22 protein-coding genes are annotated in these 23,085 nt (G+C 49.7%); 5 read left to right on the plus strand and 17 right to left on the minus strand.

Annotated elements, in window-relative coordinates; all coding sequences use genetic code 11:
* The first annotated feature begins 84 nt into the window (after positions 1-84).
* Both fliB and DT73_RS13710 read left to right on the plus strand, forming a co-directional pair.
* Positions 85-1,287: a flagellin lysine-N-methylase gene (gene fliB, locus DT73_RS13705; RefSeq protein ID WP_036109841.1), complete on the plus strand. Its 1,203-nt coding sequence runs from the start codon at positions 85-87 to the stop codon at positions 1,285-1,287.
* An 87-nt stretch (positions 1,288-1,374) separates the two neighbouring features.
* Positions 1,375-1,770: a VOC family protein gene (locus DT73_RS13710; RefSeq protein ID WP_036109843.1), complete on the plus strand. Its 396-nt coding sequence runs from the start codon at positions 1,375-1,377 to the stop codon at positions 1,768-1,770.
* A 144-nt stretch (positions 1,771-1,914) separates the two neighbouring features.
* Here the strand turns inward: DT73_RS13710 and DT73_RS13715 are convergent, their stop codons facing one another.
* From DT73_RS13715 to DT73_RS13780, 14 genes are all read right to left on the minus strand, one after another.
* Complete coding sequence (locus DT73_RS13715) at positions 1,915-3,489, minus strand: methyl-accepting chemotaxis protein (protein ID WP_036109845.1); 1,575 nt, start codon at positions 3,487-3,489, stop codon at positions 1,915-1,917.
* Between the two features lie 454 nt (positions 3,490-3,943).
* Positions 3,944-4,483, minus strand: coding sequence for a DUF3828 domain-containing protein (locus DT73_RS13720; RefSeq protein WP_036109848.1), 540 nt, complete (start codon positions 4,481-4,483; stop codon positions 3,944-3,946).
* A 183-nt stretch (positions 4,484-4,666) separates the two neighbouring features.
* Positions 4,667-6,316, minus strand: a complete 1,650-nt coding sequence (locus DT73_RS13725; RefSeq protein WP_235234506.1) for a sigma 54-interacting transcriptional regulator — start codon at positions 6,314-6,316, stop codon at positions 4,667-4,669.
* 176 nt (positions 6,317-6,492) lie between these two features.
* The gene (locus DT73_RS13730; protein ID WP_036109862.1) at positions 6,493-7,122 is read right to left on the minus strand and encodes a Fe-only nitrogenase accessory AnfO family protein; all 630 of its coding nucleotides are present in this window, start codon (positions 7,120-7,122) and stop codon (positions 6,493-6,495) included.
* A 17-nt stretch (positions 7,123-7,139) separates the two neighbouring features.
* On the minus strand, positions 7,140-7,643 hold the full coding sequence (locus DT73_RS13735) for a pyridoxamine 5'-phosphate oxidase family protein (protein ID WP_051691384.1): 504 nt from the start codon (positions 7,641-7,643) through the stop codon (positions 7,140-7,142).
* A complete protein-coding gene (locus DT73_RS13740) occupies positions 7,640-8,074 on the minus strand; it encodes a hypothetical protein (RefSeq protein WP_036109866.1) in 435 nt (144 codons plus the stop codon). The genes DT73_RS13735 and DT73_RS13740 overlap by 4 nt, the downstream gene beginning before the upstream one ends.
* Positions 8,075-8,150: 76 nt before the next feature.
* A complete protein-coding gene (gene anfK / locus DT73_RS13745) occupies positions 8,151-9,539 on the minus strand; it encodes a Fe-only nitrogenase subunit beta (RefSeq protein WP_036109868.1) in 1,389 nt (462 codons plus the stop codon).
* A gap of 13 nt (positions 9,540-9,552) precedes the next feature.
* Entirely contained in the window at positions 9,553-9,897 is a 345-nt protein-coding gene (gene anfG / locus DT73_RS13750) for a Fe-only nitrogenase subunit delta (RefSeq protein ID WP_036109871.1), read from the minus strand.
* Positions 9,894-11,465: a nitrogenase iron-iron protein, alpha chain gene (gene anfD / locus DT73_RS13755; RefSeq protein ID WP_036109876.1), complete on the minus strand. Its 1,572-nt coding sequence runs from the start codon at positions 11,463-11,465 to the stop codon at positions 9,894-9,896. The genes anfG and anfD overlap by 4 nt, the downstream gene beginning before the upstream one ends.
* Before the next feature lie 129 nt (positions 11,466-11,594).
* Entirely contained in the window at positions 11,595-12,422 is an 828-nt protein-coding gene (gene nifH, locus DT73_RS13760) for a nitrogenase iron protein (protein WP_036109879.1), read from the minus strand.
* 333 nt (positions 12,423-12,755) lie between these two features.
* Positions 12,756-13,271 carry a NifB/NifX family molybdenum-iron cluster-binding protein gene (locus tag DT73_RS25155; protein WP_160173971.1) on the minus strand — a complete coding sequence of 172 codons (516 nt, stop codon included), beginning with the start codon at positions 13,269-13,271 and terminating at the stop codon, positions 12,756-12,758.
* A gap of 126 nt (positions 13,272-13,397) precedes the next feature.
* Positions 13,398-13,679 carry a DUF134 domain-containing protein gene (locus tag DT73_RS13770; protein WP_036109882.1) on the minus strand — a complete coding sequence of 94 codons (282 nt, stop codon included), beginning with the start codon at positions 13,677-13,679 and terminating at the stop codon, positions 13,398-13,400.
* Positions 13,680-13,752: 73 nt separating this feature from the next.
* Complete coding sequence (locus DT73_RS13775; protein ID WP_036109885.1) at positions 13,753-15,138, minus strand: sigma-54 dependent transcriptional regulator; 1,386 nt, start codon at positions 15,136-15,138, stop codon at positions 13,753-13,755.
* On the minus strand, positions 15,128-16,873 hold the full coding sequence (locus DT73_RS13780; RefSeq protein WP_051691386.1) for an ATP-binding protein: 1,746 nt from the start codon (positions 16,871-16,873) through the stop codon (positions 15,128-15,130). The genes DT73_RS13775 and DT73_RS13780 overlap by 11 nt, the downstream gene beginning before the upstream one ends.
* 249 nt (positions 16,874-17,122) lie before the next feature.
* Between DT73_RS13780 and DT73_RS13785 the strand changes: the two genes are divergently transcribed.
* Entirely contained in the window at positions 17,123-17,566 is a 444-nt protein-coding gene (locus DT73_RS13785; RefSeq protein ID WP_036109888.1) for a hypothetical protein, read from the plus strand.
* Positions 17,567-17,575: 9 nt separating this feature from the next.
* Here DT73_RS13785 and DT73_RS13790 read toward each other — a convergent pair whose 3' ends face one another.
* Both DT73_RS13790 and DT73_RS13795 read right to left on the minus strand, forming a co-directional pair.
* Entirely contained in the window at positions 17,576-18,769 is a 1,194-nt protein-coding gene (locus DT73_RS13790; protein WP_152552523.1) for a sulfurtransferase, read from the minus strand.
* A gap of 13 nt (positions 18,770-18,782) precedes the next feature.
* Entirely contained in the window at positions 18,783-19,733 is a 951-nt protein-coding gene (locus DT73_RS13795) for a LysR family transcriptional regulator (protein WP_051691388.1), read from the minus strand.
* Between the two features lie 100 nt (positions 19,734-19,833).
* Between DT73_RS13795 and DT73_RS13800 the strand changes: the two genes are divergently transcribed.
* Positions 19,834-20,901 (plus strand): SDR family oxidoreductase, encoded by a 1,068-nt coding sequence (locus DT73_RS13800; RefSeq protein WP_036109891.1) that lies wholly within the window; start codon positions 19,834-19,836, stop codon positions 20,899-20,901.
* 60 nt (positions 20,902-20,961) lie between these two features.
* Here the strand turns inward: DT73_RS13800 and DT73_RS13805 are convergent, their stop codons facing one another.
* Positions 20,962-21,264 (minus strand): hypothetical protein, encoded by a 303-nt coding sequence (locus DT73_RS13805; RefSeq protein WP_036109894.1) that lies wholly within the window; start codon positions 21,262-21,264, stop codon positions 20,962-20,964.
* Between the two features lie 149 nt (positions 21,265-21,413).
* On the opposite strand from DT73_RS13805, the gene DT73_RS13810 reads away from it, so the two are divergent.
* On the plus strand, positions 21,414-23,069 hold the full coding sequence (locus tag DT73_RS13810) for a sensor domain-containing diguanylate cyclase (RefSeq protein ID WP_036109897.1): 1,656 nt from the start codon (positions 21,414-21,416) through the stop codon (positions 23,067-23,069).
* Positions 23,070-23,085: the final 16 nt, after the last annotated feature.

Below are 23,085 nucleotides of genomic sequence, written 5' to 3' on the forward strand. Positions count from 1 at the left end.
TGATTTGTGTTATGGCTATTGACGGCTGTTATTTTTGTTATCTTCGAATAACTTTTTTGTCTTCTCCTGAAGAGAACTAAATTTATGGAAGATATCGTTATTGTTGAACCAGCATTTTTCAGCCAGTTTCGTTGTGTCGGGAGCGACTGCATCGATCACTGTTGTAAAGGCTGGGATATCGAAATCGACAAGTCGACAGTACAGCGTTACATGCAGAGTGACGAGCTAAAAATTCGTCAAATTGCAGTGAAAGATATCACCATAACAGAAAAAAAACCTGACAGCTGGGGGCGGATTAATTTAACCAGCAGCGGTAATTGTGCTTTTCTTGATGAAGAGCGTTTGTGCAAAGTACACAAACACCTTGGTGAGAAAGCGCTAAGTACAACTTGTGCTCTTTACCCACGCATTTACTCTATCTATAAATATGAAATCCGCAGTAATCTGACTTTATCCTGTCCTGAAGCAACCAAAAGACTATTACTGACACCGCAGGCCATGCTCTACAGCGAGAAAGTAAAGCAAAGCCCTCAGGTTATGGAAGGGCCAGATATCCTTCAGGAAGACCGCCTGCTCAATCTGATGAGTACCAATATTATGAGTAGTTGCGGTATGAATATAGAAGAGGGTTTCTACGGAATTATAATGCTGTTGCTTTTTCGTGATGAACAGGATGAAAGTGACCTTCAGTATGAAAATCTTTTAACCTATTTCGAAGAAGTTCAGACCAGTATCGGGAATGGACAGATAAGAAAAAATATTGATGCGTTACACAGCGATTACCAGTTGCAGTCTTCGCTGCTTATGCAATTGCAACAATATTTGAGTACCAAAAATGAAGGCCGGGGCAGTTCTGTTTTACGCCACTATTCCCAGGCGTTAATTGACCTAAAAAGTAGTATTTCAGTAGAGAATGAATACATCAGCCCGGTACAACAGCTAAATAAGATATGGCAAGAGAAAGCGCTACCCTGGTTACAGCAGCGCCCCTACCTGTTAAGTAATTTTATTCAGTACAAGATGTATGAAGAGTTTTTCCCGGTGAAAAATGGCACTGATCCATTCACCAGTACTTATGCATTGGTATCCGAATGGTTGCTCTTGAAATGGTTAATTGCCATATCTTTTGAGACAAATAATAACTTCAATGAAGATGACATTATTAATATCATCTATAGCTATCACAGTATCACTAAGCATGATAAACATGCAGCTGATATGTTTTTATCAGAAATACAGAAAATAATACTTCGCAATAACTCGTCGTTACTTTATTTTTTGAAATAGAAATTTTTAATACGTACTTTCACGGATTTTGGTGCATTAGTATGGTAACTTCTGGTGAACGGTTTCCCAAAACGCAGGAGTTAATTTTTGAGAACGCAAAAAAGATGCATGGGCTATGTGGCAATCGTTGTCGACGATTATGACCGCGCGATTGAATACTACACCAACAAACTCGGTTTTACCCTGGTTGAAGATACACCTCAACCCGGGAAACGCTGGGTCGTTGTGACACCCAATGTGGAAAGTGACTGTAACCTGCTCCTGGCCCGCGCTTCAAATAGCAGGCAGGAAACGTTTATCGGTAACCAGTGTGGTGGGCGGGTATTCCTTTTCCTCCAGACAGACAATTTTTGGCGGGATTATGAGGCCATGAAAGCGGCGGGGGTTACCTTCTGTGAGGAACCGCGCGAGGAAGAGTACGGAACGGTCGTTGTGTTTGAAGACCTCTACGGCAACCGTTGGGACTTGTACCAGAATAACTAACTACCCGGATCGTTGTTAACAACCCCGGCCTGTTGCAGTAAACCTGGCGGCAGCCCCTGCGGTTTTTTACTTGCCTGCATATTTTGTATTTACCTGCATAGTAGTGCGATGACGGTGGAGAATATTCACCACCGTCAAATAGCCTTACACTGCGCTCAGTGCCAAATATTGGCCGGTTTTAAATACACTTATTGATTGAGTCAGGCGTTCAGCCTGGTCCTGCAACGCCTGGGAAGCTGCAGACGCTTCCTGCACCAGTGCGGCGTTCTGCTGGGTTACCGCTTCCATCTGCGTAATCGCCTGGTTGATTTCGCTGATGCCGCTACTCTGCTCGCTGCTGGCAATGGTAATTTCGTTCATTATACTCGCCACGCTACTCACACTATTCACCACTTCAGTAATGGTTGAGCCAGCGTGGGATACCAGGCGGCTACCTTCATCAACTTGCGCCACGGAATCTTCAATCAGCACTTTGATCTCTTTCGCTGCCGAGGCAGAGCGCTGGGCAAGGTTACGCACCTCGCTGGCAACAACTGCAAAGCCGCGCCCCTGTTCACCGGCGCGCGCAGCCTCTACTGCTGCGTTGAGTGACAGAATATTGGTCTGGAAGGCTATTGAGTCGATCACGCTAATGATATCGCCGATTTTCTTCGATGAACGCGTAATTGCCTCCATTTTATCAATCACCTGCTCCATCACTGCGCCACCTTCTTTTGCTACGTCAGAGGTATTGGCGACCAGCTTGTTTGCTTCGTGGGCATTTTCAGCATTCTGTTTCACCGTAGATGTCATTTGCTCCATAGCCGAGGCCGTTTCTTCCAGCGAACTGGCCTGCTGTTCAGTACGGGAGGAGAGGTCAATGTTGCCACTGGAGATCTGGTTGGAGGCCACGGCAATGGTGTCAGAACCAGCACGCACATCAGAAACAATGGTCAGCAGGTTATCGTTCATGCTTTTCAACGCCTGCATCAGCACACCCGTTTCATCTTTGCTCTTCACCTCGATGTGAGTGCTGAGATCGCCAGCAGCCACTTTACCTGCAATGCTCACCGCTTTATTCAACGGTTGAACGATTGAACGCGTCAGCAAAAAGCCGAGAATAATCGAGGCGACAATAGCAATAGCTGAGAACACCAGCGTGACCATAATCGCGGTTGAACCGTCTGCAATGATGCCAGTGCCTTCATTTTGCAACTGTACAGATTGCGAATTAGCAAAAGCAACAGCCCCTTCGAGAAAAGCATTCTGTGTACCGGTTATCGTCTTCAGGACATAGGTACTGGCCTCATCCTGTTTCCCGGCGCGAACCAGGTCCAGCAGTTCATTTTTCTGTTGTTCAAACTTATGGCTGGCTTCGACTAAACCGGCAATTTTCTTCTTACCGACAGCCGTTACCTGAATCGCTTCGATTTTCTTCAGTGCAACATTGGTGCGTTCAGTGGCTTGCGCCAGTTGCTTCAGGCGGTTTTCATTGTTCTGCGGGCGGGTGGTATCAATAACGATACCGCGCAGGTATTTGATTTGGTCATTAACACCATCACGCACGTCAAAAGCCAGGCGCACTTTGACGTACCGGTCTTCAACAATTGAAGATATTCCGCTTTTAATGTTGTTAATCTTGCTGATGGAGGTGACCCCCACCACGACCAGTAATGCCACCACCAGGCCAAATGAGATGCCCAGCCGGATGCCGACCTTCAGGTTCTTAAAGTTAAACATAGGTTCTCCCGGTAATATAACGAGTTGATTTAAAAGTAAAAACGCAGATCAGAGATATGAATTATGTTGATGTTTTCTTTATATATTTACTTCCTTCGGCGGAGCAAACCTGACACCGCACGAGAAAGCACTGTTGTTATCGGATGTTAAGATTTTTACTTTAATTTTTTAGAGGTTTGTCACAGAAATGAAACTGCGGGATAACGGGATCAGTAGTGCCGAAAGATTTTCCATTCGCGGAAAGTAGGATGTTTTCGCGCAGAACGCGTTATCTGCAGGGAAATATGTGAACAATGGCGCAGTAGCCCAAAACAGCAGAGACTTTACTCAATTACATTTGTAGTAACATTTCAGTATCAACCAAAAACTAATAATGCGAGTATTGGCAGGTTGAGCACCTGAACACATCAATGAAAGCGCACATTCCCCGGATAACTGAATGATTTACTTCTCATCATGGTCTGGCTTTATTCTTCAATCCTTCAGTTAACAACTCATTCTCGCTTCGCATCTGCTGGCGAGCGGAGGATTCATCATAAATAATGTCATCCACCACCCAATGAGATTGCTCGTAAATCATTTTAAATGAAATCACACTATGGCCATTTTGCTCTGTTTTTTGAGATGGGAAAAGATTGAACGATACAGTAACCACGTTGTTTGGTGCTTCATTAAGCGTAAAATGTGAGTTTTCTATTGTCAGATTATCATCATGGTCCTGAGCATTAAGATAAACGTCAGCGTCGGTTCCCCAGCCACAAACCTCATCACGATAGGGTTCGCATAATTTTTCATTACGGCGCAGTAATTCATTAAAAGACTTCGAATACGTAAGCTCAGGCTGTGTTTTTTTACCTTCACCGTGAAGATATAAAAAATATTTCTGGTAGAAATCAAAAATGATTTTTTTGGGAGAATCAGGAGCATCCGTAGCAAAAGAAGCTACAGAAAAAAAGAACAGTAATACAGATAATATCCACTTTCTGTTATGCATTGCATCTCCATGTCATTTAATTGTGCCATGACAAAGCGGCATTTGATATTGAAGCTTAATAAATAACCTACAGCGCAGCAATCTACCATAACCCTGTTCACCAACTCCACCAATGGATGTTCGGGGAAGACCCCCACGGCAGTTACGTGTTGCCATTCACACCAATGGCAACGTTAATAAAACCTACCGCAAGCCCACTTCACGGTAATCTTTATAGTTAAGCTGGTAGCGTGACAGGCGTAACCCCAGCGCCCGCCGGGTCATCCCGAGGAAATCCGCAGCGCGGGATACATTCCCCTGGTATTTCGTCAGTGCTTCCACAATCAAATCGTACTCCACCCGCGCAAGCCGGGCTTCCAGCCCTTCATTTTGAATCACAATAGTGTTCATTGGTTGCAGATTGATAGGTAGATGATAACTGTGGATCATGCCTTCATCTGCCAGCAGCACCGCGCGCTCCATCACGTTTTCCAGCTCACGCACATTGCCGGGCCACTGATAGTTGAGTAATAAATTCAGTGCCGGGGTGGCAATGGTGGGCACATCCACGCCCTGCTCGCCGGCAAAGTGGTTAGTAAAATAATCAGCCAGGATCAGAATATCGCTGCCACGTTCACGCAATGGTGGAATATCAATAGGGAAAACATTAAGCCGGTAAAACAAATCTTCACGAAAAGCGCCCTGAGCGACCATTTCGGATAAGTTACGGTGAGTGGCGGCCAGGATGCGTACATTTACTTTCAGGGTTTCATTACTGCCCACTCGCTCAAAACTGCGCTCCTGCAGAACGCGCAGTAATTTCGCCTGAGCAGAAGGAGATAACTCGCCGACTTCATCAAGAAAAATGGTGCCGCCATCTGCATCTTCAAAGCGCCCGGCACGCCGGGAAATGGCACCAGTAAAGGCCCCTTTTTCATGGCCGAACAACTCACTCTCGATCACGCTTTCTGGCAAAGATGCACAGTTAAACTTCACAAACGGCCCATTGGCACAATAGCTATTATGGTGGATGGCGCTGGCAATCCGCTCTTTCCCCACCCCACTTTCCCCCAGGATCAATACCGTAGTGCGCGCACGGCTGACTTTCTCCAGCAAACGGTAAACTGCCATCATTGGCCGGGAACGCCCAATGATATCGCCGGTATCAAACAGGTTACTCCCCGAATGGTGCAACGCAGGCTGAGTGCGCAAAATACGCTGATGCGCCCGTTCCAGCAGGTGCAGTTCAACAGCCTGGGCAATAATCGCGGCAATCACTCTCAGGACTTCCAGGTCCAGGTAACGTAATTGTTCATTGTTGTACACCCGTTCAATACCGAGCGTGCCCATCACTTTTACACCACGGATAATCGGTACACAGATAAACGATAACTGGCTGTCGCGCGCTTTATTCCAGCTCCCTGTTCGGTTCAGGAACATTGGGTCATCAGCAATATTGGGCACAATAATCGGCTGGCGGGTTTCAATTACCCGCCCGGTGATACCTTCGCCCGGGGCGTACACCCCTTTTTCCACTTCTTCGGCAGATAAGCCGTAACTTTCATGAATAAAGATTTGATCACAACTGGCGTCATACAGCGTGATCATCGCGCGGATCACCTGCAAATGTTTCTGTAACAGTTCCAGCACCAGTTTGAGCGTTTGCGACAAGCTGCCGCCACTACTGACTACTTTGCTGACTTCCGAGAGTAAAGGCATCAACTCAGAACGGCATTCACCTAAACGGCAACTGAATGATAATGGCGCAAGACCGGGCGTCTCATTCTCGCTCAGGGTGAAGACCCGTTTATTTCCGTTAAGCATTTTCATTTCCCCCCGCAACACAATAGCCATAATTCTCCTTGCCTTGGCTGTTATTCGGCTTACAGAGGTCAGTGCAAAATAAACGCCAGGTTGTCGCTGGCGTAAAAATATTTAATGCACTGATTTATAATAATTTATTTATTATCCGAATAGGTGTAATTTAAAAAAATGTTCCAGTCCGAACATTTTTGCCTGCCAGGTGTACATTACGGTACATTTTGTGAACGGCTGGCTGCTTTGCTTACAACCACCCGCAAGGTTCCGTCACTTTGCGTGGTGACATCCCAGGGGTAAGCAAGCTTTTCCAGCGTGCGGGAAAACCAGCGAGGCAGGTGGTCACAGGTTATTTCCAGCCGGGTAAACTGCCCTTTAAACAGAAAAGGAATCAGGATACGCCTTGAAGCATGGCCCTCCGTTTCATAGAGAGCGGCTATCAAATCTGCCTGGAATTCCCCTTGCTTTTCACCTGGCTGAATAAAGGATTTCGGTAACGAGACAACTGTTGGCGCACGTTGCATCACCTGGTTATTCAGCCGCTCAAGGAAGCCTTCCGGGCGCCCGGCGCATTGCCACATGGTAAACCCCATGCCATCCAGCCAGGCTTTCACGGCTCCGGTGATTTCACTGGCAACAATATGGCGGCAACCGGGTAATGCGCGTGCGGCAGCCATTACCTGGTGGCGCACATCTTCTGGCAGCATGTCCCGGTTCACTGATAACGGCACCTGCACTATCGCCTGCCAGCCAGTATTCCGGGGTGCAAACAACCCGAGCGTTGCCGCCTGCCAAATACCGCAGGTAACCCCTTGTTTGTCGAGAAATACGGCAATATTCACTCTGCCTCCCGTGTGGGTTAAAACCCATGCTGTTTACCTTTCATACTGGTGATATCAATTCGTATAACCTGTGTTGCTTTCAGGTTGGCTTCCGGGAAAGTGAATTTTTTATCTGTAAAGCGCCCCATCAGTTGGTGCAGCATGGCCAGTTTTTCGGCGTCGTCATCAACAAAACAGGCATTCCCCAGGCCAATAACCGTGCGGTGGCGAGCTTCAAAATCGCAGGCGATATCATCTTCAATAACACCTTCATACTGGGAAACAGCAAAACAGACCGCGCTGTTTTCTTTGAGAATACGAATTTTGGTGCCACTACGGGCCGAATGAAAATAAAGCGCAGTACCATTCCAGACATAAAAAACCGGCACCATAAAAGGCACATTCTGCTGGCTGAGTGCGATGTACATCACCCGCCCGCCACGCAGCAGTGCGTCTATTTGTTGTGGGTCGGTAATTTCGCGTTCATCACGGCGCATCTCGCCGTGGGGATGGCCTGCCATTGGGTTTGCCACACTGTTCATGCGTGCTGCCCTCCGGGTGGGTTAACCAGTTTGCGTTGTTCTTCACGAATTACCCCGTCAAGAGCGGCGCAGACGGCAACAATGCGCCGGGCATCGTCATCGCCAGGAACACCGTGGTAATAATCATCAATGGAACACAAACCAAACAGGTCATCCAGAGCCAGAATACGGCGCTTAAGTTCCTCGCCCAGGACGACTTTTTCTTCGGCACTCATTACCAGGCTGCGGTAGTTATGGTTGAAAGGCAAAATGCCGTGCAACCCGCACAGTGCAATGAGGTAGCACTCCACCGCAACAGCGGCGACATTAAATATCAGGCTGGCCGAACGCCCCTGCTCTGCCAGGCACCGGGCGCGGAAATGGTAACCCTGAGCGTGTTCATAGCTGCGCATAAAACGTTGCGCATCGCTTTCAAACAACAGTGATTTCATCGCGGGATCCTGTAGTGAGGGCAACCAGGGCAAGCCTGGTTGCCAGGTGGATTAACGCAGTTAATAGCCAGTGCGATTACCAGACATTAAGCAGCCACTCTTTGTTTTTCTTGTATTCCATATCGGTAAACAGCGCGTTAGCCATTTGTTCAGCCAGCCAGATGGCACCGGCATAGCCCACCACCGGGTGGCGCCACAGCCCGGCACGGTCGTAGGTTGGGAAGCCAACCCGCACCATGGGGATTTGGTTATCAATGGCGGTAAAGCGCCCTTTGGAATGACCGAGGATCAAATCCAGTTTTAATCCATCCTGGGTGATGCGTTTTTCCATTTCCCACAAGTCTGCGTTGGTGATGATCTCCATGTCATGCACCACATTCTGGCGCAGGGCATCGATACGCGGGTCTTTTTCATACCCTGCGTTGTCGTCACCTAACAGCAGCAATACTGGCTTCATTTCCAGATCCAGGCAGAATTCTGCCAGGCCGATAACCAGATCCGGGCTGCCATAGATCGCTACTTTTTTGTCGGCAAGGAACATGTGCACCAGGTCGGTTAATGCATCCAGCGCCACACCACGTTCGCGCACCAGCGATTCAGGAATCGCTTTGCCGGTCAGGTTTTTGACATTCTGCAAAAATGTATCGGTGTTACGAATGCCAATGGGAGACGGGCCAATAATGGTGGGGATTTCGAATTTTTCCTCCAGGTAACGGGCCGCCTTGCCGCCTTCATAGCGGTTAAGGGCCAGCGTACCGCAGGCATTCGCCGTGCCAGTCAGGTCTTCGATAGTGGTGTTGCCATGAGACACGGTGTTGCCGTATGGCATTAAGGGGGAGTCAAAATCCTCAATTTCAAACAGTACCGTGGCATCGACTTCCATTTCAGCCAGCAGGTGTTTGAGTGCGGTGACATCGCCCGGGTTTGCCCAGCCGGTTATCAGGTTCAGCTTGCCATTGGGTTCGCTTTTGGTGGCAAAATATTTCACGAAATCGCGCACTGTTACGTCGTAGCCGCTAATCATGCTGCCCACAAAGCTTGGTGTATGAATCGGGATCAGGTGTACCTCACGCCCGGCATATTTTTCTTTCAATAAGCCTTCGTTAAGTTTGCGCACCACGCCGTCAACATCATCGCCAATAACCTCGGTTGAGCATGTGGTAATGATCGGGATTACTTTGACATGGGGATAACGCATCAGCAGCACGTCAACCGCTTGTTCAACCCTGTCCAGCGCACCGAAAACCGCACCATCTTCATGTACTGAGGAAGAGGCAATTTCAAAGCTCTCTTTCAGGTGCTGGGAAATAAGCAGGCGCACAAACATGACACAGCCCTGGCCACCGTGGACAATGCCAATGCAGTCTTTCACACCGATGCTGACATACTGCGCACCTGCCGGCTGGCAAGTGAAAATGGGATTGATAACCCCGGTTCTGTCTTTCGCTTTCAATTCACAGGACATTTCAACCCCTCCTTTAGTAACGCTGGTCAGTCAGTTCAGCGTTCAGCGAACCGGTGATAGTCAGATAATCCATGCGCTGGTGCAGTGCCGTCATAAGCTCAGCGATGGCGGTTTTAGTCATTTCACGCAGCCAGGCGAAACGTGACCGGTATGCATCGGCCAGTACCACGGCATCCACCCAATAGCAGCGGTCAGCGGGTGTTTCCAGCACGACGGGTTCGTCGCACAGCAACTGGCGTGTTTTTTCCAGAATGCCTGCATTCTGTTTTTCCCGGTCCCAACTGCGTGAATGGAACTGCCACAGGCAGTTTTTCATGATGTAGTCCACCAGAAGTTCAACTTGCTGTTGCTGGTTCATACCGCCTCCTGGCGCGGAGCCTGGTCGTTGGCGAAATCCGGAAGTTCCCGTTCGCGCAGTGGAGTAACACTGTCGAAATTACCGCTGTATTCACGTGTATCCGGTGCATTACGCACCGCTTCATCCAGCGTGGCATCGGACAGCATTCTGGCGGTGGCAAAACCCTGATCAGTCGGGATTTCGTCTTTGCTGATATCGCGCATGGCCAGTTGGTGAATGGGTGAATAGATGGCGTTGTATATATCACGGGCAAAACGCACCCAGCCTTCAAAGCCTTTGTAAGGGCCGTTGTGGTAGGCATGGGCATTCAGGTAAGGCACCCGGATTTTTTTCGCCACTTCACCCGGGCGTTTGCCGGTAAAAATAACATCCGGTTTCAGTTTGTACATGGCTTCCAGCGATTCGAGCTCGTTAGGGTCATCAATCGCCAGAGCGCCCACTTCACAACGGGCAATGCCTTTTTCCATATCGCCCTGGTGGCCGAATTTGGTGTAAACCGACACCACTTCAACCCCCATTTCTTCATGGATAACATGCGCCCAGTGCCACAGTTTGGAGCCGCCAGGCCACAGGCACACTTTTTTGCCTTTAAGGCGCTCTCTGTACCAGTCCAGTTCAGGTTTCCAGCGGGCTACTTCAGCATCAATAATGGCCTGAGCCCGGTCTTCGATACCAAAAAACAGGCCAATTTTGCGTAATGAATCCGACAGCGGGCCAAAGCCAAAACCATCGATATCCAGGCGTGGAATGCCGTAACGCACACGCAGTTCGTTACAGATATATTCTGCAGAGCGTGCACATTCCAGCACGTTCAAGTGTGCGCGGTGCATGGCACGCAGGTCGTCATAAGAACCATTACCGGTGAAGGTGGACAGTACCTGGATGCCCATGCGGTGAAAGTAATCCGTCATCACCTCCTGGTCGCCCTGAATGTTGTACTCGCCCACATAGTTGATAACGTAATCACTGGTGATTGTGGGCTCTACTGTGCCAACCTTTTGGTTGATCCAGGCAATATTAATTTTGTGGTGCCCGCCAGACTGGCTCGGGCCGGCAAAACCCGGGGAGTTACAAACAAAGATGTCGACATCCGGCCGTTCATCCATCACTTCCTGAGCGATAGCGGCAATGTCATCACCAATCAGTGCAGAAGCACAGGTTTGGTAAATGGTCATGCGTTTAATATTGGGGTGGGCATCAAAAGCTTCATTGATATTGTTCTTCAGCACCTTTTCGGCACCAAACACAATATTCTTTTCTTTCATGTCGGTGGCAAAGGTATATTTCAGCTGGAAGTTATCGTTATCGCTGATATAACGCTTGGTTTGCCAGGTATCGTACGTACAACCAACTGGCCCGTGGCTGATGTGAATCACATCTTTCATGGGCGTGCCAATAACATGCTTCGCCCCACAGTAGGCGCAGCCGCGTTCGGAAATAGTACCTGGAATAGTATTCAGGTAACCCAGTGGCAGTGCCGAGGTCAGGTCTTCACCTTCCCCTTTTTGCACGGCATGTTGTTTACGCTCGGGTATGCATTTGCTGCAATCAAACTCATGGTACGGCATGGTTATTCCCCTGTATGAAATAGTGGAATCAGGCAAGCGCGAGGCAAAAAAGGTCTGTTGCAGGGCACAGCAACCTCACAGGAAATTGCCCTGCAACACCAATAACAACGCGCTAAGGTAAAAAGATAATTAATCGCTCAAGCCATATTTCACGACCATTTGTTCTAACTGGTCCATGGAAAGTGGTTGGGGAATAACCAGGTCTTCGTTTTCGATAATTTTCCGGCCAAGTTCACGGTACTCTTGAGCCTGGTTTGCATTCGGGTCGAATTCGGTGACAGTTTTTTTATTAAATTCCGCTTTCTGGACAATATTGTCGCGCGGAACAAAATGAATCATTTTCGTGCCAATTGCGGCAGTAAACTCTTCAAGGAATTCTTTTTCACCATCCACATTACGGCTATTACAAATAATCCCACCCAGGCGAACACCACTTTGCTTGGCATATTTCACCAGGCCTTTGCAAATATTATTTGCTGCGTAAATCGCCATCATTTCCCCGGAAGCAACAATATAAACTTCTTGTGCTTTACCATCACGAATTGGCATGGCGAACCCACCACATACCACGTCGCCCAGAACATCAAAGAAGATAAAATCCAGGTCATCGGTATAGGCTTTGTTGTCTTCCATCAGGTCAATTGCCGTGATAACACCACGCCCGGCGCAGCCTACACCCGGTTCCGGGCCACCGGATTCAACGCAGCGAATATCAAAGACACCTTTCTTCACCACCATTTCATTAGTGATTTTTTCTGCCCCCTGGTCGCGCAGAACATCCATTAATGTTTCCTGCGGTTTACCACCCAGTATTAAACGGGTTGAGTCAGCTTTTGGGTCGCACCCATGAATAAATATTTTCTTTCCGTGGAAATACGCCAGTGCAGCAGCTGTATTTTGTGTGGTGGTGGATTTGCCAATCCCCCCTTTACCATAAATAGCCAGTTTGCGTGTCATCAGTATCGCCTCCAAATAAAATGTGTTCTGCAATTTATTTATTACAGAGCCAGATTTAAACAACGTTACCTGATGGATATAGCAATACAGAGGCCAGCTTCACGCACTAAATTTCAGCCTGATGATTTTATTGGGTTTTATTTTTTAACGTGACGTTAATCCCAGAAAATATCCGAATAAAAGCAAGAAACCGGGAAATAAAACGTTCAGGAAAGTACAGAATTAACCGGGAATAGTTCCAAAAGGTAACGCTGAGATTATTGGGTAAAAAAAACCCCGTAACACGGGGTTAAGCAAACCAATAGCAGATATTACGAGGCTCAGGCAGTTCCCTTAATCATGATGATGGTGCCCGCCACAACAACCTTTGTGAGCAATACCCGTGATATTGATTGGCGTATGTGTGGTTTGCACGGGTTTGCCATGGCAACAGGCATGGCCTTCGCCATGGTGACCCTGTGCATGTTCACACTGGCCGTGGTGTTCCCCATGGTGCAGTGATGGCCGGCCTTGTTCAGCGGTTGTCAGTTGCACCATTTCTGCGTTATCCGTTGCCAACAGAGCCAGTGTTGCCGGGATATCGCGCGTGGCGGCCTGCAATACGCGCATGCCTGCATCCAGTAATTTTCCCAGCATATGCTGGCCTATATTACGGACAACAATGCAGGTCACCTGTTTATCCTGCAATGTGCTGAACAATGCGCGTTTTGCTTCACAAGTGCACTCTGCAAAGGCCGGATTGGTAAATTCACCCAGCTTTTCGCCCTGGTCTGTGTAAAGCGCAAATGAGTCTGCTTTGGTGAAGTGGGGAGATAACTGCCCTTTCAGGCGGGGAATAGCAATTGTCATGGTGGAGTCCTCAGTAAGCGCGCAGGCCTGGCCATACGCCATTAATAGCATATGCCATATATAGCACTATTAATAGCATATGCCAATTACTGAAAGCTCGGTTAAACGGAGAACGCTGCCACTGAGTCAGTCGCGCTCTGCAAGATCCAGCGCCTTGCCATTTACCAGGCAGTCTGCCACTTTGGCGCGCGCACGTTTCACCAGGTTTGCCAAAGTTTGCCGTGACACCTGCATTACTGCTGCGGCTTCCAGTTGCTGCATGCCGTTAAGGTCAACCAGGCGCATTGCTTCAAATTCATCGGCACCCATTGCCACCCGTTCCAGGTTGTTCATCGGGATACCGTTAGGCTTAAAGCAACTGTTTGCCGGGCGCCCGCAGATATTACGGGGTATTTTCGGTCGGGCCATGGTTCTCTCGCAGAAACAGGTTAGTAATGGCCTGGTACTATACCGGTCCAGAGTGAGCAGATAAACAGCATGCTTATGCTGATGAAGAGCCCGGCCCGCTTTCCCCTGCACTACGGGAAATTTTCTGGTGCAGGGTTTTGCGGGTAATCCCCAGCCGACGAGCCGCCTCACTTTTATTGCCCCCGGTCACTTCCAGCATACGGGCTATCGCCGCCTGCTCTATCTCTTCAAGGGACATGTCATCAAATACCAGTGGCGAAGATTCCTGGCCATCACCCGGATTGAGTGTGGGTGGCAGTACCTGTAAACCCACATAGTCGCCTATTGCCAGTACCACTGCCCGCTCTACCGCATTTTCCAGTTCACGAATATTGCCCGGCCAGCGGTATTTCAGCATGCGGTCCATCGCCTGCGGAGTAAATCCTTTGAGTTGCTTGCCGTTACGTTTGGCAAACCGGGTAAGAAAGGCATCGGCTAATAACGGGATATCTTCCACGCGCTCGCACAGTGGCGGTAGGGTAATCGACACCACATTCAGGCGGTACCACAAGTCCTGGCGAAACTCCCCGGCAGCCACCCGCTCTTGTAAATCACGGTTGGTTGCCGCTAATAACCGCACATCAATCTTCTGCGGCTGGTCTTCGCCAAGGCGCTGTACTTCACGCTCCTGAATCACCCGCAGTAATTTGACCTGCATCGGCAATGGCATTTCGCCAATTTCATCCAGAAATAATGTGCCTTTGTTAGCCGCGGCAAAACGGCCCGGACGCGCTTTTTCTGCCCCGGTAAAAGCACCTTTCGCGTGACCGAACAGCTCAGATTCCAGCAGGCTTTCACTCAGTGCGCCGCAGTTAATGGCGATAAACGGCCCGTTACGCCGGGGGCTGTTGTCATGAATCAGCCGGGCAATGCGTTCTTTTCCGGTTCCTGATTCGCCGCCAATCAGCACGGTAGCTTCACTGGGGGCCACGGCCTGTACCAGGTTCATTACCTGGCGCATGGCATCACTGCGCGCCACCATGCCTTCCTGTAACTGAAGCTGGGTTGCCAGCTCATTGCGCAGTTGCTGGTTTTCGCTACTGAGCGCCACATGGTCCAGTGCCCGCTCAATGGTCATTTTCAGTTCATCAAAATCGAGCGGTTTGGTGAGGTAGTCCCAGGCACCTGCTTTCATTGCTGAAACGGCTGTTTCGGTATTAGCCCAGGCGGTCATGATGAGCACGATAATTGCCGGGTTCCAGGCTTTGATTTGCGTTAAGGCTTCAATGCCATTGAGCCCGGCCATACGGATATCCATCAGTACCAGGTCGAATGGGGTTTCATGGCACAGACGAATAGCGGTGGCGCCATCTTCCGCGCCCTGAACCTGGTAGCCCCACTCACTGAGTAAGGTAATCAACATGATGCGGTGCCCCGGGTCGTCATCCACCACCAGCAATGTTTCAGGGTTATTTTTCATGGTGTTCGCTCCGGTAAATCGGTAACCAAAGGGTGAAAACACTGCCTGTGCCAGGCTCGCTTTCTACAGTGATTTCACCCCGGTGTTTTTCAATAATTTGGTGAACAATGGCCAGCCCCAGCCCGGTTCCACTGGGTTTGGTTGTGAAGTAGGGTGTGAAAATTTCACTTAAATGCTGTTTGTCGATACCGCTACCGTTATCCGCGACCGAAACGGCCAGTTTGGTGCCAGCACTGGCCACCCGTACCGCCACTGAAATGGTGCCACCTTCTGGTGTCGCCTGGATGGCGTTAATAACCAGGTTCAACAGGCACTGAGCCAGGCGGTCAGCGTTATGTTCCACTGCCGGTAATGGCCCACAAGGTAAAAAGACCAGGGAGAGGTGTTTATTAGTGGCATCGCTTTGCACCAGGCGAAGTGCCCGCTCAATAACGGGAGTGATGTCGCCCGGTTGTAGCGAGAATTCACCTGGCCTTGCAAAATCCAGCAACTCCGAAACTACGCGGTTCAGCCTGTCCACCTCTTCGGATAAAGTGCGCGCAGCCAGGTGCTCGGGGGCATCAGGGGAAAATTTACCGCCCAGATAGGTTGCCAGGCCTTTAATCGAGCTAAGTGGGTTGCGAATTTCATGGGCTACACCGGCCGCCATTTCGCCCAGTGCGCTCAGGCGGGCCTGGCGTTCAACCTGCGCCTGCAGTTGCTTCATTTCTGTCATGTCGCGCAACACAAATACCGTGCCGGTAATTTGCCCGCTACCGCCACGCACTGGCGAAGCACTGATACTGACCGGGATTTTATTCCCCCCGGCGCTGTTGAGCTGATATTCCCGCTCCAGTAAGCGCCCACTATCTGCCATGGCGGTGCGTATCGCGGCCCAGTCCAGCCCTTCCACCTGTGCCAGCGGGTGTTTCTCCCAGGGCGCGGGTAAGTGCAATAAGTCAATAGCCTGGCGATTAGCGGAAATAATACGCTGCCGGGTATCGCAGGTGAGCAAAGCCAAAGGCAGGCTGGCAATCACTTCATCGGCCATCGCCCTGGTGTCGCGCAGGAGTAACTGCGAACGCCGGTAATTATGGGCCCAGAACAGGGAGATAAACCCCGCCATACCGAGCAAAATCACCAGTACAGCCAGCAGGTAATTGTTACGCCGGGTTTGTGCAAAGGTGGTTTCAAAACTGGCCGGGTCGATACCCACGGCAACCCATTGTGGCAAGGCGTTGTCTGCCCCATCACCGTAGCCGCGCATCATGCGCATCATCCCGTTGCCGCCGCCCATCATGCCGCGCCCGCGCAAGGGGTTAAACCGCTGCCAGACCTGGAAAACCTGCCTGCCATCACTCAGTTTTATATGCCTGCGCCAGCTATCAGGCTGTTGAGGCAAGGGGCGTTGGTCTGCTGGCAATTGCTGCCCTACCAGGCTGGCATCGCTGTGCGCCAGGATATTGCCGTTATCATCGGTCATCATCAGAAAGATTACGCCAGGCTGGTGAGCCGTTTGTTCAACCAGGGTTTGCAGGCGGTTGTCCTGGCTGCCACTCATGCTCATTCGCGCCCCGGTTTCCAGCGCCCAGACAATGGCATCTGCCCGGTTATTGAGGTTTTGTTGCAGGTACACCCGCTCCTGTTGCGTACTGCGCAGGGATAACCCCAGCACGGCAAGCCCGAGCACAAGTGATAACCCCACCATCAGCCAGGGAGACAGGCCAAAAAAGCTGCGTCTGGAATCACTCCACATTGTTATCCCCCTGGCGGTGACGTAGTGAGTATTAACCCGGTCGAAGCAGTGTAACTTTTTTACCCACTCTTTTTATGATCTGGGTAAATAATTCACACGCAAATATCAGAATTTATTTTTTATTCAATAAAAACAGTAAATTAAATATTGGCACAGGGTATGCAATATGAAAATCAGAACCGAAACAAAACAGATATTGCCAGGCTGCATGTTGAGCACCCAGGCCTGTTGACTACCAGGAGATAAATTATGAAACGTACAACATTACGCAAACTGCAGGCGGCGATGGTCATCGCCACACTGGTTGGCGGTTTTTCACTGGCCAATGCGGCAACCGAAACGCCTCAGACCGGTAATGCCGTAATTACCGATGCTCAGGCACAACAGCATTTCCAGACCATGAATACCCTGCGCCAGAAAGTTTTTGATACCCAGCAGGCACTGGATAACGAGTACAACCAGGCGAAACCTGATCAGGCAAAAATTGCCTCGCTCACCCAACAACTTGGTCAGTTAAATGCCCAGTGGTATGCCAGCCGCAGTGCATGGCATACGCAAATGATGAATGCGGGTTACGCCCGTGGCCCACGTGCCGGGAATGATGGCGACCGGGGTTACGGAATGGGTTATGGCATGGGGTATGGCATGCGTAATGGCGGTGGTTGCGGGGGTTATGGTATGCGTGGCTGGTAAACACCAGGTTTATATGCTGTGTGTGGTTTGGCGGCTCCATTCATACCAGCCGCCATCATACAGCGCGATATCCTGCCAGCCCATGGCCCTGGCATAAAATAATGCGGCACTGGCCCGCCAGCCGGTACCGCAATAAAACACCACTTTTTGGCGCGGGAAAATACCTTCGCCAGCCCACAAAGCAGCCAGCGCATCTGCCCGTATCATAGTGCCATCGGGGTTAAGAAAATCCTGTACGGAGCCATTATGTTCACCAGCATGCCCCCAGTGCGCGCCCGGGATATCCCCTGCGGCTTCAATATATGTATAACCGCTGGTTTTCCCCCGGTGTTCCGCCAGGCTGCGTACACTGACAAGGGTGACAGCCGACTGGCTCCGCCATGCACTCACCTGGCTTTGGTCAACAAACAGCGCAGTATCTGGCGTAAAGGCTGGCATAGTCTGAAGTGGCGCTGGCTTGTTTCTGGTGCCAGTTTCTACAGGCAGCCCGGCCTGTTGCCAGCTATGCCAGCCACCATCAAGCAGGCGCACATCTTTTACTCCGGCATACAGCAAAATCACTGCAACTCTTGCCGCCGCACAATCACCCCGGCTGTAGAGAATAACGGTGGTGTCGGGCTCAATACCTTGCTGGCGTAGCATTTCCATGAGTTGTGCATCAGGTAATTTATTCCACAGTGGGCCACCTTCCACTTCACGGGTATCAAGAAAAGTAGCTCCCGGGATATGGCCTTTGGCATACTCACTGGCCGTATCAAAGCCCGCTTCCAGTAACACCCAGTTAGTCTGAGGAGCTGCAAATAATTCCGGCGATCCATGCTGTAATGCCACCAGCCAATGGGGGTAAACCAGGCTGGGAAATTTCGCCAGGGTGTGTAACCGTTCAGGAACCTGGAATGCATCATTCAGGTAATACAGGTTGTTGATGCCACACTGTTTCAGGCGCAATGCCACTTGCTCATTGCCCGGTTGAGTTCCACAGAGTGCGACAGGCGTGTCGGGCCTGATATTCTGGCTACCCAGCCAGTAGCAAAGCTGGTTATTGCCCATTACTGCAAGCCAGCTGACATTGAGGTTAACCGCACCCGGCTCATGGCCTTGTGTTCCCCCGGCTTCCTGTGGCCAGCCGTTATAGAAGGCGCTCTGGCGGGTATCAATCATCACTCCGCTATGGGCGCTGACAGAGGTAAATGGGCAATACACGGTTATCCCCTTTTCACTCTTTACCAGATTCACGTTGACCAGCTATTTCAGCCAGTACCGATGCACCGATATCAAGATTATTCAGTGCCGCCAACAATGCATCCACTTTAGGGAGCAGTTGTTTACGCCGCGGCCAGACCAGGTTTAGCGCCAGGCCGTCTGGCTGAATACCGGGTAATATTACACATAGCTCACCGGATTTAAGTTGCTGGCGTATCAACCAGGTAGGCATCTGGCCTATTCCCAGGCCAGCACACACCGCCTGAACCTGTGCGTCGACATCCCCCAGAGCCATACGGCAAGGTGCCTCACACCAGTCTGCATGGCCGTCTTCCGTGGTCAGTAACCAGGGTTTGGCGCTGCCATCCACACGCTCATATAAAATCGCTTTATGTTGCAGCAGCTCAGCCCGGTTAGTGGGTTGCCCGTATTGCGCCAGATAACCGGGAGATGCACAAAATACCATTTTTTCCCGCCCCAGCAGGCGGCTGCCCACAGAAGCTGGTAAATCAGCCGCGTGACCGATACGCACCGCCACATCGATACCTTCTTCAAATAAATCTACAAAACGGTCTGAGAACGCCATGCTGATTTCCAGTTCAGGGTGGCGCTGGCAAAAAGGCAACAGAACAGGCATCACTCCCAGCCGCCCATAGGTTGTTGGTGCAGCAAGGCGCAACCGCCCGGCGGGGATGGTGCGCTGTGCAGCCAGCACCGCTTCGGCTTCCAGTAACTCTTCCATGATACGTGTGCAGGTCTGGTAATAGGCCTGCCCGGCATCGGTCAGTGCCAGGCTGCGTGTCGTTCGTTCCAGTAGTTGTGAACCCAGGCGGCGTTCCAGGCGGGAGACACTCTTACTGATTGCAGACCCTGTTACGTGCAGGCGCTCTGCCGCTGCGGCAAAACTGCCGCACTCTACGCTGGCAACAAAGGGAACAATATCTTTCAGGCGCTGATCATGCATGTAATTCGTTCCTAAATTTCACGAATAACATGAATTAATACCAGAGATAAGAAATTAATTCTCCATTAGTCTGAACAGAGAACAATAGAGGAGAGTTTCCATGGCAAAAACCGCATTGATTGTTGGCGTGAGTGGCGTAATTGGCAGCGCCCTTGCCCAAAAACTGATACAGGATGGCTGGCAGGTGTACGGGCTGTCCCGTGGGCGCAGTACTATTCCGGCAGGGTGCACCAGCCTGACAGCAGACCTGACCAATGCCAGTTCAGTGAAAGAAGCCCTGGCTGAAACCATACCAGATGCCGTTTTTTTCAGTGTCTGGGCGCGCCAGGCAACTGAGAAGGAAAATATCCGGGTAAATGGAGCAATGGTGAGTAATGTCATCAGTGCTCTTGGTGAGCGCCTGAGGGGAAAACATGTTGCACTGGTCACCGGGTTAAAACATTACCTGGGCCCGTTTGAAGCCTATGGTAAAGGCGAGGTGCCGGTCACTCCGTTTCGTGAAGAACAGGGCCGCCAGCCAGTGGAAAACTTTTATTATGCCCAGGAAGATGCCGTATTTGACGGTGCGAAAACCTTTGGCTACCGCTGGAGTGTTCACCGCCCGCATACCATTATTGGTTTTGCACTCGGCAATGCGATGAATATGGGCCAGACACTGGCGGTCTACGCCACGTTGTGTAAAGAGAAAGGCTGGCCGTTTATTTTTCCGGGTTCAAAAGCACAGTGGAATGGTATATCCGATATGACAGATGCCAGCTTGCTGGCAGAACAACTGGAATGGGCGGCACAAAGCCCGGCCGCAGCTAATGAGGATTTCAATGCCGTTAATGGTGATGTTTTCCGCTGGAGTTGGATGTGGCCGCGTATTGCCAGTTATTTTGATATTGAAGCTGCTCCGTACCCGGCACAGATGATGCCCCTTGAAGGGCGCATGCAGGAAGCGGCTGTGGCATGGCAGGAGCTGGCCCAACGCCATCACTTAGCTGAACATGATATTTCCCGCCTGGCATCCTGGTGGCACACAGATGCCGACCTTGGCCGCCCGATGGAGGTATTCACCGATATGAGCAAAAGCCGCAAAGCTGGTTTCACAGGTTACCGCTGTACTCTCGATTCCTTTGTTCAGCTGTTTGATACCCTGAAGCAACACAATATCATTCCGCAATAACAGGAAACCGGCACCTTGCTGCATGCACCTGGTGCCGGTTAGGTTATATGTGCCGCCTGGTTAACCCTGGTGGTGGCGTTCCCGCCAGTCTTTAATCATGTCCTGTGTCACTTCTTTCTTGTAGCAAATAGGGGAATAACCACCAGGTTTACTCCATGCGCTACGCCTGCCGCACGAGCTTCCGTTGCGTGCGCTGTTGTACGGGCACGCACAGACACCCGGGTAATCAGCAATAGATTCATCAATAATTGCCTGCTTTACCTGGTCATCAGAAACGCTACTTTTCGCTGTAGCTGGCAGGCAAACAAAGCCCAGTGCCAGCAATGTGGCAACAGCAGATACCCTTGCAAAAGTGATCATCATTCCGGCCTTTTTAAGAATATTCTTAAAATAATTGCATATCTGCACCTGGAAGCAACTGAAATCACTTTTTAGCCACAGCGCTACAGATTTGCTTTACGGTGCCGATAAGTTATTTCACTTAGGGAAACCTTGAGCCTGGTGGGTGGAAGATGAGTACTGATATTCACGGTGAGTTGTTTGCACAATCAGCCATGCCAATGGCGCTTCTGGATTTACGTGGTGTTTTCGTGCAGGTTAACCCCGCTTTCAGTGCTGTTCTTGAACGTGAAACACACCAATTAATAGGCCACTCCTTTCGTGAGTTCACTGATGTGCATGACCTGTCGCTCCATGCATCATCATTTAACCGCCTGCTTACGGGCGAAAAGAAAAGTGTCACTTATGAGCACCATTTTGTACGCAATGATGGTGAATCTTTAGTTGCTCAGGTAGATATTGGCGTGCTGACCAAACAGGGGCAACTGGTTAATTTTTATGTTTATGCCCGGGATATTTCGTCCTTCAAGAAAAAAGAAGAAAAGCTGTATGCACGCAACCAGTTTCTTGAAGCCAACCTGCAACAGCAGGAAGATTATTTCAGTATTTTCATTAACAACAGTAAAGATGCATTTATTGAGTTCAACGAATCTGAACGTGTAACCCGCATTAATACTGCGGCTAAAACGTTATTTTCTTTGGATGACTCGGTTATTAATAAGACATTGTGTGAAAAGATTTTCCTGCAAAAGCATACCAGCCCGGCAGGTTGTGCATTTCATGATGTTTTTTATACCGATGCCGGAGAAGCGCTGAGCACCCGCAAGCGGCTGTATGGGCGAAATCATAATGGGCGCACCTTCCCGGTTGAGTTGGCTATCAGCTCCTACCGGCTGGATGAGCAAGTCTTTTACTCCGTCTTTGTGCATGATATTAGTGAAAAAATAGACACACTGAAAAAGCTGATTGAAAGCAAACTGCGGCTGAATGAAATCACTGACAACATTCCGGTATTGATTGCTCACGTAGATAAACATATCAATTTTACTTTTCTCAACAAGATGTATGAAAAGTACTTCCCCTGCAAAATTGAGCAATTGCTGAACACATCAGTATTTAATTTATATGACCGCAAGTTCTTTGCCCCACAAGACTTTAAGATTAAGAAAATTTACGAAAAAATGACCTATTCATTTGAGAAAGAAATGAATATTAATGGCAAAACGGTTGTTTTTAATAACACGGTGGTTCCTGCCAGAAAGCTCAATGATGGTTTTTATTTGCTCACCACCGATATTACGGAATTTAAAAAACTACAAGATATCTACAAATACGATGCTAACCACGACCGCCTGACCGGGCTGCCCAACCGGCGTGCAGTTGATCACTACCTGGAGAACTACCGAAATCCGTCATTCAAAAAGTTTTCTGGCATCAGCATTCTGTTTTTTGATCTCAATGATTTTAAACAAATTAATGATAACTACGGCCATGATGTGGGCGACAAAACATTGATAGCCTTTGCACGGATTGTGAATGGATTATTGCGCCGCGAGGATTTCTTTGCGCGCCTGGCTGGTGATGAATTTTTGCTGATTACTGAAGGTTTTAAAGATGCTCAGCAGGAAACAGACAGCCTGGTTGACAAAATCCGCCAGGCTCTGGATGCCCCGATTGTCATCAATGATACCCCAATAACTTTACGCGCCAGCATTGGCGTCGCTGTGGAAAAACAGATAAAACAAATTGATATCGATAAATTAATCATCGAAGCCGATAAAAACATGTACCTGGATAAAAAACAGCACAAGGCTGGCCCCCTGGTTTAGTAGGGGCTTGCCGACA

Origin of the sequence: Mangrovibacter sp. MFB070, from assembly GCF_000705335.1 — a bacterium.
GTDB classification, from domain to species: Bacteria; Pseudomonadota; Gammaproteobacteria; order Enterobacterales; family Enterobacteriaceae; genus Mangrovibacter; species Mangrovibacter plantisponsor.

Coding starts and splice junctions, on each gene's coding strand:
- DT73_RS13780 (WP_051691386.1), bottom strand. CDS start 16,873: ATGTGGAGTGATTCCAGACGCAGCTTTTTTGGCCTGTCTCCCTGGCTG.
- DT73_RS13735 (WP_051691384.1), bottom strand. CDS start 7,643: ATGAACAGTGTGGCAAACCCAATGGCAGGCCATCCCCACGGCGAGATG.
- DT73_RS13785 (WP_036109888.1), top strand. CDS start 17,123: ATGAAACGTACAACATTACGCAAACTGCAGGCGGCGATGGTCATCGCC.
- DT73_RS13720 (WP_036109848.1), bottom strand. CDS start 4,483: ATGCATAACAGAAAGTGGATATTATCTGTATTACTGTTCTTTTTTTCT.
- anfG (WP_036109871.1), bottom strand. CDS start 9,897: ATGAACCAGCAACAGCAAGTTGAACTTCTGGTGGACTACATCATGAAA.
- DT73_RS13800 (WP_036109891.1), top strand. CDS start 19,834: ATGGCAAAAACCGCATTGATTGTTGGCGTGAGTGGCGTAATTGGCAGC.
- DT73_RS13805 (WP_036109894.1), bottom strand. CDS start 21,264: ATGATGATCACTTTTGCAAGGGTATCTGCTGTTGCCACATTGCTGGCA.
- DT73_RS25155 (WP_160173971.1), bottom strand. CDS start 13,271: ATGACAATTGCTATTCCCCGCCTGAAAGGGCAGTTATCTCCCCACTTC.
- DT73_RS13770 (WP_036109882.1), bottom strand. CDS start 13,679: ATGGCCCGACCGAAAATACCCCGTAATATCTGCGGGCGCCCGGCAAAC.
- DT73_RS13715 (WP_036109845.1), bottom strand. CDS start 3,489: ATGTTTAACTTTAAGAACCTGAAGGTCGGCATCCGGCTGGGCATCTCA.
- DT73_RS13740 (WP_036109866.1), bottom strand. CDS start 8,074: ATGAAATCACTGTTGTTTGAAAGCGATGCGCAACGTTTTATGCGCAGC.
- anfK (WP_036109868.1), bottom strand. CDS start 9,539: ATGTCCTGTGAATTGAAAGCGAAAGACAGAACCGGGGTTATCAATCCC.
- nifH (WP_036109879.1), bottom strand. CDS start 12,422: ATGACACGCAAACTGGCTATTTATGGTAAAGGGGGGATTGGCAAATCC.
- anfD (WP_036109876.1), bottom strand. CDS start 11,465: ATGCCGTACCATGAGTTTGATTGCAGCAAATGCATACCCGAGCGTAAA.
- fliB (WP_036109841.1), top strand. CDS start 85: ATGGAAGATATCGTTATTGTTGAACCAGCATTTTTCAGCCAGTTTCGT.
- DT73_RS13810 (WP_036109897.1), top strand. CDS start 21,414: ATGAGTACTGATATTCACGGTGAGTTGTTTGCACAATCAGCCATGCCA.
- DT73_RS13775 (WP_036109885.1), bottom strand. CDS start 15,138: ATGAAAAATAACCCTGAAACATTGCTGGTGGTGGATGACGACCCGGGG.
- DT73_RS13795 (WP_051691388.1), bottom strand. CDS start 19,733: ATGCATGATCAGCGCCTGAAAGATATTGTTCCCTTTGTTGCCAGCGTA.
- DT73_RS13725 (WP_235234506.1), bottom strand. CDS start 6,316: ATGGCTATTGTGTTGCGGGGGGAAATGAAAATGCTTAACGGAAATAAA.